At 37.9% G+C, this 12789-nt stretch carries 10 protein-coding genes and 1 pseudogene; 9 read left to right on the top strand and 2 right to left on the bottom strand.

The window, feature by feature from the left end:
• The first annotated feature begins 103 nt into the window (after positions 1-103).
• From tgt to M1F91_RS06835, 6 genes are all read left to right on the top strand, one after another.
• Complete coding sequence (tgt, locus tag M1F91_RS06860; protein WP_247913107.1) at positions 104-1246, top strand: tRNA guanosine(34) transglycosylase Tgt; 1143 nt, start codon at positions 104-106, stop codon at positions 1244-1246.
• A gap of 134 nt (positions 1247-1380) precedes the next feature.
• The gene (locus tag M1F91_RS06855; RefSeq protein ID WP_247913106.1) at positions 1381-3198 is read left to right on the top strand and encodes an acyltransferase family protein; all 1818 of its coding nucleotides are present in this window, start codon (positions 1381-1383) and stop codon (positions 3196-3198) included.
• A gap of 118 nt (positions 3199-3316) precedes the next feature.
• Positions 3317-3658, top strand: a complete 342-nt coding sequence (locus M1F91_RS06850; RefSeq protein WP_006155627.1) for a metal-sulfur cluster assembly factor — start codon at positions 3317-3319, stop codon at positions 3656-3658.
• Between the two features lie 179 nt (positions 3659-3837).
• Positions 3838-4788, top strand: coding sequence for a glycosyltransferase family 2 protein (locus tag M1F91_RS06845; RefSeq protein ID WP_006149289.1), 951 nt, complete (start codon positions 3838-3840; stop codon positions 4786-4788).
• Positions 4778-7405, top strand: a complete 2628-nt coding sequence (locus M1F91_RS06840) for a YfhO family protein (RefSeq protein WP_247913105.1) — start codon at positions 4778-4780, stop codon at positions 7403-7405. The genes M1F91_RS06845 and M1F91_RS06840 overlap by 11 nt, the downstream gene beginning before the upstream one ends.
• Before the next feature lie 20 nt (positions 7406-7425).
• Positions 7426-10023 carry a YfhO family protein gene (locus tag M1F91_RS06835; protein ID WP_223333990.1) on the top strand — a complete coding sequence of 866 codons (2598 nt, stop codon included), beginning with the start codon at positions 7426-7428 and terminating at the stop codon, positions 10021-10023.
• Between the two features lie 109 nt (positions 10024-10132).
• Here the strand turns inward: M1F91_RS06835 and ilvD are convergent, their stop codons facing one another.
• The gene (gene ilvD, locus M1F91_RS06830; protein ID WP_247913104.1) at positions 10133-11836 is read right to left on the bottom strand and encodes a dihydroxy-acid dehydratase; all 1704 of its coding nucleotides are present in this window, start codon (positions 11834-11836) and stop codon (positions 10133-10135) included.
• A 217-nt stretch (positions 11837-12053) separates the two neighbouring features.
• Between ilvD and rpmF the strand changes: the two genes are divergently transcribed.
• Both rpmF and rpmG read left to right on the top strand, forming a co-directional pair.
• Complete coding sequence (gene rpmF / locus M1F91_RS06825) at positions 12054-12236, top strand: 50S ribosomal protein L32 (protein WP_000290417.1); 183 nt, start codon at positions 12054-12056, stop codon at positions 12234-12236.
• A 15-nt stretch (positions 12237-12251) separates the two neighbouring features.
• Positions 12252-12401: a 50S ribosomal protein L33 gene (rpmG, locus tag M1F91_RS06820; protein ID WP_001265622.1), complete on the top strand. Its 150-nt coding sequence runs from the start codon at positions 12252-12254 to the stop codon at positions 12399-12401.
• 77 nt (positions 12402-12478) lie between these two features.
• Here the strand turns inward: rpmG and M1F91_RS06815 are convergent.
• Positions 12479-12652, bottom strand: a pseudogene (locus tag M1F91_RS06815) (FanG protein).
• Positions 12653-12680: 28 nt separating this feature from the next.
• Here M1F91_RS06815 and M1F91_RS06810 point away from each other — a divergent pair.
• A partial coding sequence (locus M1F91_RS06810) for a cadmium resistance transporter (RefSeq protein WP_342664501.1) occupies positions 12681-12789 on the top strand: 109 nt, incomplete at its 3' end.

Genomic DNA, 12789 nt, shown 5'->3' with positions numbered 1-12789 from the left:
CCATAGTTCGTGACAGTTCCTGTTTTTTTTGATAGAATCATACAGTATGCCCTTGGGCACAAAGTAAGAACTGGGACTGTCTTTCCCAGCTTCGGAGGTAAAAATGTCAGATTCGCCAATTAAATATCGATTGATTAAAAAAGAAAAACACACAGGAGCTCGTTTGGGTGAGATTATCACACCCCATGGCACCTTTCCAACGCCTATGTTTATGCCGGTAGGCACTCAGGCAACGGTCAAGACTCAGTCGCCAGAAGAATTGAAAGAGATGGGTTCAGGGATTATCCTATCCAACACCTATCACTTGTGGCTTCGCCCTGGGGACGAACTCATTGCCCGTGCTGGAGGTCTTCACAAGTTCATGAATTGGGACCAACCAATCTTAACGGATAGCGGTGGATTCCAAGTGTATTCCCTAGCAGACAGCCGTAATATTACAGAAGAAGGGGTAACCTTCAAGAACCACCTCAACGGTTCTAAGATGTTTCTTTCACCTGAAAAGGCCATTTCTATTCAAAACAATCTGGGCTCAGACATCATGATGTCCTTTGACGAATGTCCCCAATTTTATCAACCCTATGATTATGTGAAAAAATCGATTGAACGTACTAGCCGTTGGGCAGAGCGTGGTTTAAAGGCTCACCGTCGTCCACATGATCAAGGTCTATTTGGGATTGTACAGGGGGCAGGATTTGAAGATCTGCGTCGTCAATCAGCTCATGATCTTGTAAGTATGGACTTCCCAGGCTACTCTATCGGAGGACTAGCCGTTGGAGAAACCCACGAAGAGATGAATGCAGTTTTGGACTTTACGACCCAACTGCTTCCTGAGAACAAACCTCGTTACTTGATGGGAGTAGGAGCGCCAGATAGCTTGATTGATGGTGTTATCCGTGGTGTCGATATGTTTGACTGTGTCTTGCCGACTCGTATCGCTCGTAACGGGACTTGTATGACCAGTCAAGGTCGCTTGGTAGTCAAGAATGCTCAGTTTGCGGAGGACTTTACACCACTTGATCCAGAGTGTGATTGCTACACATGTAAGAATTATACCCGTGCTTATCTACGCCATTTACTTAAGGCAGATGAAACATTTGGTATCCGCTTGACAAGTTACCATAATCTCTACTTCTTGGTAAACCTCATGAAGCAGGTTCGCCAGGCTATCATGGATGACAATCTCTTGGAATTCCGTGAGCATTTTGTTGAAAAATATGGTTATAACAAGTCAGGGCGAAATTTCTAAATTTGGCTTGAAATCCACTAAAAATCCTAAGTTTTATCTTAGGATTTTTCTGTTTTTTTTGATAAAATAAAGGTACTATGAATGAAAGTTAGATGGCTTTTTTTGCCAATCTAATGAATGGAGAATAGACTCGTATGCGTATTAAATGGTTTTCCTTGATTAGGATTACAGGTTTGCTTTTGGTACTCTTGTATCATTTCTTTCAAACGACTTTCCCAGGAGGTTTCTTTGGGGTTGACGTCTTCTTTACCTTCTCAGGTTTTCTGATCACATCACTTTTATTAGAAGAATTTGGACAAAAAGGGAAGATTGATATCTTAGGATTTTTTAGAAGACGTTTCTATCGGATTTTTCCACCGGTTGTTTTAATGATTCTTGTCATCATGCCATTCACCTTCTTGGTTCGCCAAGATTATGTGGCAGGAATTGGTGGTCAGATTGCTGGTGTCCTAGGATTTATGACTAACTTCTATGAAATGCTGACAGGAGGAAGTTATGAATCTCAGTTTATCCCTCATCTCTTTGTTCACAACTGGAGCTTAGCTGTTGAAGTTCATTATTATATCTTGTGGGGCTTGGCAGTCTGGTTCCTATCTAAGCGAGCGAAATCAAGCGGACAACTACGAGGAACTATCTTTCTACTTTCATCAGCTGCCTTTATCGTCAGTTTCCTTTCGATGTTTATCGGTAGTTTTATTGTAAGTTCTTATTCAACAGTATACTTTTCAAGTTTGACTCATGTGTATCCATTCTTCTTAGGTAGTGTGCTTGCTACCGTAATAGGGGTTCGTCATGCAACGCCACTTCTTAAACGTTTGAATAGAAGCTTGGATTTGAAGCAGACTTTGCTAGTTTTTGGAGCTGGGCTTGGAGTCTTGCTCTTACTGACCTTCTTTGTGAAATTTACATATCTCTTTGCCTATTTACTCGGCTTCTTGTTTGCAAGTTTAGCAGCGCTTTTGATGATTGTTGCGGCACGCGTCTTGCATGAGAAAACACTGACGATCAAAGAGCCAAAGATTATTAGCTTTTTAGCGGATACCAGCTATGCTGTCTATCTTTTCCACTGGCCGTTTTATATTATTTTCTCACAGTTAATGGGAAATATTCCGGCAGTGATTTTAACCACCATCTTCTCTTATATCTTCGCAACCCTTTCTTTCTATGTTATCGAACCTTTAGTAGCAGGAAAATCTACTGATCTCTTGCAAAAGGCAAAAGAAATTCCGCATATTAAACCGGTCTTTGCTGGTAGTGCTGGAGTACTTGGTCTGATTACCGTTGTCGTGATATTGATAGCTCCTCAAGTAGGTGCATTTGAAACGGATTTGATGGTTAATGGTCTCAATCAGGCGCAAACCAATATGAACCGAACAAAAACCATGGCAGATCAAGCAGAAGCCAGTCGCTATAATATAGCTGAGGGTGTATCCATCATTGGAGATTCGGTCACCTTGCGTGCTTCAGAGGGACTAAAAGAAGTCTTGCCAGACGCACAGATTGATGGTCAGGTCAGTCGAAATACCAAACAGGCAAATGCATTGATGCTGAATTACAGTCAGAATAAAGCCTTGCCTAAAATTGTAGTCATTGCGACTGGCGTTAATAATCCTGAAAATTATAAAGCTGATTTGGATCTGCTGATAACAAATCTTCCAAAAGGACATCAACTTGTCTTAGTAACTCCATATGAGGGGGATACAACGCAGGAAACGCAACCTTATGTTGAGCAGTATGCAAGCTATGCGCGTGAACTGGCACAAAAATATCCTTATATAGCACTAGCAGATTGGAACCAAGTCGCCAAAGATCATCCAGATATTTGGAAGGGAACAGACCAGGTTCACTTCGGTAGTGATACGACTAAGCAGGATGAAGGAGCAAAACTTTACGCAGAAACCATTAATGCTGCCGTTAAAGCTCTCGCAGACAAACCTGTCAAATCAAAATAATCACTAAAAAGTAGAGATTGCATCTCTACTTTTTTTGCTTTAAACAGGATTGGGAAAAACTTGCCAAATTGTCAGAATTATGAGAAAATAGGAGCAATCAAAAAATGGAGGGAATGCAATGAGAGAAGACATCAAGATTAATGACCGTGCTCTAGCATTGGAAGATCAAATCATTGAAGTACTCGAAAAAGTTTATGATACAGATGTAGAGTTAGATGTATACAATCTTGGATTGATTTATGAGATTCATTTAGATGAGGCTGGCCTTTGTACAGTTGTTATGACCTTCACTGATACTGCCTGTGATTGTGCAGAAAGTCTGCCAATCGAGATTGTGGCAGGTTTAAAACAAATTACTGGGATTGAGGATGTCAAGGTTGAGGTTACCTGGTCTCCAGCATGGAAGATTACACGCATTAGTCGTTATGGGCGTATAGCACTAGGACTTCCACCACGATAAAAAAATAGAGAGATAAGATGAATTATGAATTGGGATTAAAGACCTGATTTATATTTTTCTTTTTTTGTTTATTTATTTCATACAATAAACAAAAATTTTTGTTAAGAGTAACCACTTCACTCAAAAAAATGTTATTATAGTAGAAGTGATTATAATAAAAAGAATAAGGTAGGATAGATATGAAATTATCTGTAGTAATTCCGTTTTATAACGAAGAAAATATGATTCAGAAAATGTATGATGAATTGGTTAAAGAAATCAATCAAATTACAAAAGCCGAATTTGAAATTATTTTTATTAATGACGGTAGTAAGGATCGTACTTTTGAACGTATGTTAGCCATCGCAGCTGGCGATTCACGTGTTAAATACATCAGCTTCAGTCGAAATTTCGGGAAAGAAGCTGGAACTATTGCAGGACTTGAATATGCAACAGGAGAAGCAGTTATTCTAATGGATGGAGATTTGCAGCATCCACCAGCAATGCTTCCAAAAATGATTGAAGCTTATGAGCAAGGATACGATGTTGTAAGTGCTCGTCGTACACGTACAGGAGAAAAACGTCACCGTACTTTTTTAGCTAAACATTTTTATAAACTTGCCAATAAAATGATGGATATCGAGCTAATGGACGGAGTCTCTGAATTCCGATTGTTTAGCCGTAAAGTTGTAAACGCCATTATATCTATGCAAGAATACAATCGTTTTTCTAAAGGAATTTTTGCTTGGATCGGCTTTAACGAAAAAGTTATCGAATATGAAAACCAAGTTCGTACTGTAGGTGAAACAAAATACTCGTTGAAGTTCTCATTGAACTATGCGATTCAAGGGATTTTATCATTCAACGATAAACCTCTACGTATGTGTATTAATTTTGGTTTATTCTGCTTATTAATTTCATTGGTTTATGTTCTTTGGACCTTTATCCAATATCTCGTAGTACCGGATTCACTCGTGAGTGGATACTTTACTACAATCTTCTCAGTCGTTCTCTTTGGTGGAATTCAATTGATTTCTATTGGGGTACTCGGAGAATACATCGGTAAGATTTATTACGAAGTGAAGAAACGTCCACATTATCTTGTTGACCAAACGAACATTACTGTAAAAGGAGAGCAAAATGACGACTAAGAAAAAAGTCTATCTAGCAAGTTTTATTGCGCCTATGCTCATCATGTTTGTGGCTTGGGCTATTGATGGCTTCTTTCCTTTCGGGACAAAGTCACTCATGGCGGTTGACTTTAACGCACAGTATATTGGCTTATATGCTTATTTCAAACATTTATTTTTAAATGGCGATTGGAGTAGTTTCTTCTACTCTTTCTCTAAATCCATTGGAGGTGGGATGTTAGGGATTTGGGGCTTCAACTTGTTGAGTCCATTTAACTTTCTCTTTCTATTAACCTCAGAAGAAAATTTCCAATGGGTGGTTCCAATTGTTATTGCCTTACGTTATGGAGCGATGGGATTAACCATGGCACATTTCTTGGTTAAACGTTATGATGGATTAAAGAATAAGGCCTACTTGGTTCCAATCGTCGCTACCATCTACGCATTAAATGGGTTTAATGTTAGTTATCAAATGAACCCAATTTTCTATGATGGAATGATCATGCTTCCATTAGTTTTAATTGGGGTTGAACAAGTACTAGATAATAAGTCTCCAAGAGGCTATATTGGCATGCTTGCCTTATCTCTCTTTGTACAATTTTACATGGGTTATATGACCTGCATTTTTGTGATCATTTATGCTTTGTTCTACATTATTCGTTCAGAGAACTTAAGAAATAAAAAGGTTATTCTAACAAGAATGGGGAAATTAGCTGCTGCATCTATACTAGCTGTTGGAATAGTATCAGCTGTATTGCTCCCAATTCTGATTAGTTTGGTATCAACAAAAGGGGGCTTGCAAAGCACTCTGAGATTTGATTGGAAGTTACAAATCAATCCGTTTGAGATTTTAGCAAAACTCTTTTTAGGAGCTTTTGATAATACTTCTTGGCCAGCTGGACCTAACTTGCCAAATATATATGTGGCTAGCTTTGGTTTACTAGGAACACTTTATTACTTTATTTCAAGTAAGATTTCAAAATGGAGTAAAATTGCAGCAAGTTTTGTTCTCGTAGTGTTTTTGATTTCTTGTGCCCATGAATTTACAAGTAAGTTGTGGCATATGGGACAAAATCCTGCTGGATTTTTCTATCGCTTCTCATGGATTATTGCTTTCTTTTTAGTTTATTTAGCTTATCTAAGTCTACGAGAAGTAGAAAGATTTACTAAGAGAGAAGCTAGCTTCCTACTGATTAGCGGTGCAGTTATCTTTTCTATTGTACAGTTACAACAACACTCTTTCTTAACAGTTTGGCAACGTCTTGCAACGATTTTGATTTTTGTGGTTTTGCTTGCAGCTTTATTCTATCCTAAAGTGAAACACTCTTGGATGATTATAGCCGCTTTAACTGTGGTTGAGTTGACAGCTAATGCAGCACTTGTTCAATCACGCGTTGGCTATACAGACGCTTATAAGTATCACGATGCAGTTTTACAATTAAAGGAAGCGATTAATCCAATTAGACCTGACCACAGTGATTTTTACAGAATTAACAAATCATTTAATTTAAGTAAGAATGATCCATTTATGGTGGATTATCCGGGACTATCGGTTTTCAGTTCCAACCTGGAAAATAGTACACGTGATTTATTTGACCGTTTAGGAAACAACGGAATTAATGCAACGACCTACTATCAAGGAACTCCGTTCCAAGATGCGCTCTTCTCAGTAAAATATCTAGTTGCTCCAAAACCAGTGCTTAAAGAGGACTATCCTGATACATCCAAACTGTATGTATTCGGAAACATGGTAACGCGTAAAGATATTACGACAAAAGCACCTGTTTATGAAGCTGCTAGAACAAAGACATTCGAGACAGGTTTGATTTTGCCAATTGCTTATGGTGTTAATGATGCAACGGTGAATGTAAAATTAGAGAACCATCAACCGATTCAAAATCAAAATAAGATTGTACAAGCTATGGGGGCAACGAGCGAAAATTATTTAGCTGCACTCGGAGCAAATGAGATGAAATTGGATAATATGGAAGTTGTAGATCCGTCTAAACCAGAAACCTATAAGCGTATTGATTCTTCAAAACCAGGAACGATTACCTATCATTTAGTACCTCAATCTGCTGAGGATTATTGGGTAGCAATTCCGCAAATATTATCTCATACAGACAAAAATAAAATTCGTGTCATGTTAAATGGCAAAAATTATGAATTCCAAGATAAATTCCAACAAATGCAATTTATTCAAATTGCACATAATTCAGTTGGTCAACCTACAGATTTAACGATTGAAATTGATTCGGATAATGAATATAATTTATCTGGACTGCGCTTGGCTCGTTCTAATGCTGCTCTAGCAAATCGTATCATTCAAGAACGTCAGCTGCAAGGAATAAAATTAACTCATTGGGATAATCGTAGTTTTAAAGGAACAGTTAATATAACTGATGACAGTACTTGGATGATGACCAGTATCCCATATGAAAAAGGTTGGACTGTTAAAGTAGATGGAAAAGTAGTTGAAACTGCTAAAGTTTGGGATAGTTTGTTAGCCTACAAGATTACACCAGGTGAACATACAATTGAAATCAGCTACTTGCCAGCTGGATTTGTTGCAGGTTTTCTAATTTCAATCTTATCAACCTCTCTTTATGGATTTGCAATTTATAAAAAATGGATTTAATTTAGTAGGAGTAGACTATAATGAAAATTTCAAAAATGAAATTAAAATTTAGTTCGCTATTCTTTGTTCCATTTATGGGTATGTTAGGAGTCTTCCTTTGTTTAGGGTTGACTCCCTTTTCACAAAATTCGGTGCATAGTGGAGATTTTCTTTCACAATATTTTCCGCTTTATATCGGATTACATAAACTATTTTGGAGCGGCGATTTTAGCGGTCTGTTTTGGTCCTTCTCTAAATCCCTGGGAGGAGCAATGCCAAGTGTATGGGGCTTTAATAGTTTAAGTCCTTTCACGTTTTTATACGTAATTTTTCCAATTTCGACATTTCATATTTTGAGTTATGTGATTCCACTCATTCGCTTTGGAGTAATGGGAGTGGCGTTTGGATATTTTCTTGAAAAGAAATATCAAGGTATTAGCAAAAATTACTGGCTTTCATTAGGTTTATCTACATCTTATGCGCTTAGTGGATTTATTGTATCTCAGCATTTCAATCCCAACTTTTTAGATAATCTAATTTACGTTCCTATCATTCTTCTTGGTATTGAAGAAATCGTAGAAGGAAAACGATCACTTAAATTACCGATTTTCCTTGCAGTCAGCTTGATTACGAATTTCTATACAGGGTATATGATGTGCCTTTTTGTGGCTCTATATGCATTCTATGCTGTTTTTTCAAAGAAAGCTTCCTTGAAAGACTACCTATTGAAAATAGGTAGGGTTGCATTGTTTGCAATGATTGGAGTAGGACTTGCAATGTTCTGGCTGCTACCAGTCTTTGGTGCCTTGGTAGAAAGTAAGGCAAGTGCAGGAAGTACATTTGAATGGTCTTCTAAAATCGTAAATGATCTTATAACTTTTCCTCAAAAATTTATTTTAGGCTCTTTTAGTGAAAAAGAGTGGGGGGACCCAAAAGCCTTACCGCACCTTTTCATTGGAAGTTTAGGTCTTTTTGGACTGTTTGTTTTCTATGTAAAAAAAGAAATTTTCCTTCGTAGCAAATTATCTGCAACATTCGTATTGTTGATTTTATTACTTTCCTTCAATATTCAAGGCTTTGATCAGATTTGGCATATGGGGCAACGTCCGGTCGGTTTCTACTTTAGAAATTCTTGGATTGCAAATGCCTTTATGTTGGTCTTAGCTTCCGAAAGTTTGATGAAGTGGAAAAATAGATTCCAATTTAATGAATTTTTGGTAGCTCTTATAGGTTTTGGGTCGATTTTATTGTTCTCAATGCTTGCTACACTTTCTTATGTAGAAACATTACAGAAAATACTTGCATTTATTATTTATAGTATCGTTTTATGTGCATTCTTTCTAACAAAGGTCGATTTATCTCGAAGACTACAAATAGTAACCGGAGTTGTTATTGTAGAGTTAATATTGGGTGCGTTTATTGGACTGAAAAGAGTACCATTTTTCGTTAGTAATTCTAGTTTGAAGACTCAAATGGAGTATGCGATTGCTTTTGATGAAGAAGGTTATAGTAAATTAAATCAATTTACACGTCTGGAGATGAATAAGGGATTGTCGCATGCCAATTTCCCGATTGCTTATAATTATAATGGTGCCTCTCACTTTACATCGAGTTTAGAGCATACATTAATTGAAGAATTTAGTCACTTAGGACTTCCTGCCTCACAATCAGTTGTAAACTATACAGGGCGAAATATTATTTTAGATTCTATGTTTGGTTTTTCGCGGTTTATGATGGGTGGCGATGAAAATAAAGTCTTTGCGGATATTCGTGGTTTATATCAGAAAGAAGGAACCTTAAAGAACTTTGCTGTTTATCAAAATCCATATGCCCTCTCCTTGGGATATTTAACAAATAAGGATCTTGCAACAAATGTAAACTTTGAAAAGCACAAACCTGTTAACAATTTAAATCAATTGTTACAAGTTGTGGGAATTTCGGAGAAAGAAGGTCTTAAAGAAGTAAGTGTATCAGAAGCTCATGTTGAAAATTTAACGAAAAATGGTGACAAATATACAATTACTAAAGAAGGTACTCCGGTAAAAATTGAATGGCAATTATCTCTTGAACCAAACAAGTTGTACTTTGTCGAAATTCCAGAAAGACAAGCCGGTTCAGTCATTAAATCAAAAGTGTTGGTAGACGGATCAAGTTATCCTTATGAAAATCGATTCCGAGAAAATCAATTATGGGTGGTTGGAAATGGAAACTTAAACAAAACGCTCACATTTACAATTGATGAAGGAAAAGCCAAAGAATGGGATATTCGTGATTTTAAATTCTATTCAATCGATATACCAACTCTAACCAAAGCTTTGGAACAGTTTAAAAAAGCAAATGACATCACCATTGATTCCTATTCAAATTCAACAGTGAAAGCACACGTTAATGTTACAAATAGTGAACAATCCTTTGCGACTTTCACTATTCCATACCATTCAGGTTGGAGTGTAACAGTAGATGGTCAAGCTCAAGAAGTTCAAAAATCGCTTGGTTTCTTTATGGGTGTATCACTGACGGAAGGAGAACATGAGATTGTATGGACATATAATCCTCCAGGGTTAAACTTCGGAGTAATGCTTTCACTAGCTTCTCTTATTCTACTCGTTTTCTTGTGGAAAAAACAAAAAATAGAATAGCTGACATACTCTGCGGCTATGATACTAGAAAAGGATGAAGTTCCTAAGAACTTCATCCTTTTTGTATGTTTTTTAGAATGGTTAGTAATAAATCAATCCGTAATAGTGCTTATTTTTTACCAGATTGTTCCATATTCCAGAAATCTGTAACGGCACCACGTGATGCAGAAGATACGGTATGGGCATACTTACCAAGGACACCACGGCTATATAGTGGTGGCAAGGTTGTTTCTGCCTTGCGTTTTTCAAATTCTTCATCGGAAACGTCCATGGAAATTTCTTTTGTATCTTGGTCGACAGTGACGATATCTCCTGTTCGAAGGTAAGCAATTGGTCCACCATCCTGAGCTTCAGGAGCGATATGTCCGACAACGAGACCATAAGTACCACCAGAGAAACGGCCGTCTGTCAAGAGGGCAACCTTGTCTCCTTGGCCTTTACCAACAATCATTGATGAAAGTGATAGCATTTCAGGCATACCAGGACCACCCTTAGGACCAACGAAACGAACAACGACAACATCGCCATCAACAATTTCATCTGACAAGACAGCTTGGATAGCATCTTCTTCAGAGTCAAAGACCTTAGCTGGACCAACGTGACGACGAACCTTAACACCTGACACCTTGGCAACTGCACCGTCAGGAGCAAGATTACCGTTCAAGATGATAAGCGGACCATCCGCACGTTTAGGATTTTCAAGTGGCATGATGACTTTTTGACCTGGAGTAAGATCTGCAAAGTCAGCTAAGTTTTCAGCGACAGTCTTACCAGTACATGTGATGCGGTCTCCATGAAGGAATCCATTTGCCAGCAAGTACTTCATAACCGCAGGCACACCACCAACTTCGTAAAGGTCTTGGAAGACATACTGACCAGAAGGTTTTAAATCGGCCAAGTGAGGCACACGTTCTTGGATGGTATTAAAGTCCTCAAGTGACAAGTCAACATTAGCTGCGTGGGCAATAGCAAGCAAGTGAAGAGTGGCGTTAGTAGAACCACCTAGAGCCATTGTCACTGTAATGGCATCTTCAAAGGCTTCACGAGTCAAGATATCTGAAGGTTTTATCCCAAGTTCAAGCATTTTGACAACTGCACGACCGGCTGCTTCGATGTCTTCTTTCTTATCAGCAGATTCAGCTGGGTGAGAAGAAGAACCTGGTAAACTCAACCCCAAAACTTCGATAGCAGTAGCCATAGTATTGGCAGTATACATACCACCACAACCACCAGGGCCAGGGCAGGCATTACATTCCAGACGTTTCACATCCTCAGCAGTCATATCGCCGTGATTCCACTTACCGATTCCTTCAAATACAGAAACCAAGTCGATGTCTTTGCCATCCAATTTTCCAGGGGCGATAGTACCACCGTAAGCGAAAATAGCTGGGATATCCATATTGGCAATTGCAATCATGGAACCAGGCATGTTCTTGTCACAACCACCGATAGCTACGAAGGCATCGACGTTATGGCCACCCATAGCTGCTTCGATAGAGTCTGCGATGATATCACGAGACGTTAGGGAGAAGCGCATACCCGGTGTACCCATGGCAATACCGTCGGCTACGGTAATGGTTCCAAACTGCACAGGCCAAGCACCAGCAGATTTAACACCTTCTTTAGCTAATTTCCCAAAGTCATGCAAGTGAATATTACACGGTGTGTTTTCTGCCCAAGTCGAAATGACCCCAACAATCGGTGTTTCAAAGTCCTTATCTGTCATACCAGTCGCACGAAGCATGGCACGGTTAGGTGATTTTACCATGCTGTCATAGATGCTGCTGCGGTGACGTTTATCTAATTCTGTCATTTGTTCCCTCCCATTTCAGTTTTTACCATTATAGCACAATTTTCATATGAATAACAGAAGAAAATTTTTAAATTTTCAGACAATTCAGCAGTGTATGATAAAAAAATACAACTTTTTTTGTCAAGTAACTTTACTTTACAAAAAAGTTTTGATATACTATTAAAGTTGATGAAAATCAAACCTAATTGAATTTATATCTTAAAAGGAGAAAAACGAAATGGCAGTACCTGCACGTCGCACATCAAAAGCGAAGAAAAACAAACGTCGTACACACTACAAAGTAACAGCTCCATCTGTAAACTTTGACGAAACTACTGGAGATTACTCACGTTCACACCGTGTATCACTTAAAGGATACTACAAAGGACGTAAGATCGCTAAAGCTGCATCAGCTGAATAATAGAAGGGAGATACCATGCGCGTAAATATTACACTTGAACACAAAGAATCTGGTGAACGCTTGTACCTTACTTCTAAAAACAAACGTAACACTCCAGACCGTCTTCAATTGAAGAAATACTCACCAAAACTTCGCAAACACGTTGTGTTTACAGAAGTGAAGTAAGCATTCAATACGAATCAATACATAAGAAAAACGCTGATTTTAAGCGTTTTTTCTTTTTTCAATTTCAATACATTTCACTATATTTCAGTCCAAACTCTACCTTTTTTAGATAAATATATCATCTGGATATTGAAGTTAAGCCCTGCTATCATTTCGATGGTAGGATTTTTTAATGTTTGCTACACTACCTTCTTATCTATATTTTGATGGAGCTGAAGTTGACATCTACAAAGTTTAATGTTAAAATACATTCAAAAATATATTTGAATGAGGTGTTTTATGATTCAAAATATTGTTACTTCAATAATCCTGTATTCTGGGACAGCCGTAGATTTACTTATTATCCTAATGTTATTTTTTGCCAAAAGAAAAAGCAGAAAAGACATCA

Origin of the sequence: Streptococcus sp. oral taxon 431 (assembly GCF_023110115.1) — a bacterium.
Taxonomy (GTDB): domain Bacteria; phylum Bacillota; class Bacilli; order Lactobacillales; family Streptococcaceae; genus Streptococcus.
The sequence above is the reverse complement of the archived record's forward strand: the minus strand, read 5'-3'. Positions and strand labels throughout refer to the sequence as shown.

What these genes read in the sequence shown, in the direction of transcription:
- tgt (WP_247913107.1), top strand. Translation starts at nt 104, where the DNA reads ATGTCAGATTCGCCAATTAAATATCGATTGATTAAAAAAGAAAAACAC.
- M1F91_RS06855 (WP_247913106.1), top strand. Translation starts at nt 1,381, where the DNA reads ATGCGTATTAAATGGTTTTCCTTGATTAGGATTACAGGTTTGCTTTTG.
- M1F91_RS06850 (WP_006155627.1), top strand. Translation starts at nt 3,317, where the DNA reads ATGAGAGAAGACATCAAGATTAATGACCGTGCTCTAGCATTGGAAGAT.
- M1F91_RS06845 (WP_006149289.1), top strand. Translation starts at nt 3,838, where the DNA reads ATGAAATTATCTGTAGTAATTCCGTTTTATAACGAAGAAAATATGATT.
- M1F91_RS06840 (WP_247913105.1), top strand. Translation starts at nt 4,778, where the DNA reads ATGACGACTAAGAAAAAAGTCTATCTAGCAAGTTTTATTGCGCCTATG.
- M1F91_RS06835 (WP_223333990.1), top strand. Translation starts at nt 7,426, where the DNA reads ATGAAAATTTCAAAAATGAAATTAAAATTTAGTTCGCTATTCTTTGTT.
- ilvD (WP_247913104.1), bottom strand. Translation starts at nt 11,836, where the DNA reads ATGACAGAATTAGATAAACGTCACCGCAGCAGCATCTATGACAGCATG.
- rpmF (WP_000290417.1), top strand. Translation starts at nt 12,054, where the DNA reads ATGGCAGTACCTGCACGTCGCACATCAAAAGCGAAGAAAAACAAACGT.
- rpmG (WP_001265622.1), top strand. Translation starts at nt 12,252, where the DNA reads ATGCGCGTAAATATTACACTTGAACACAAAGAATCTGGTGAACGCTTG.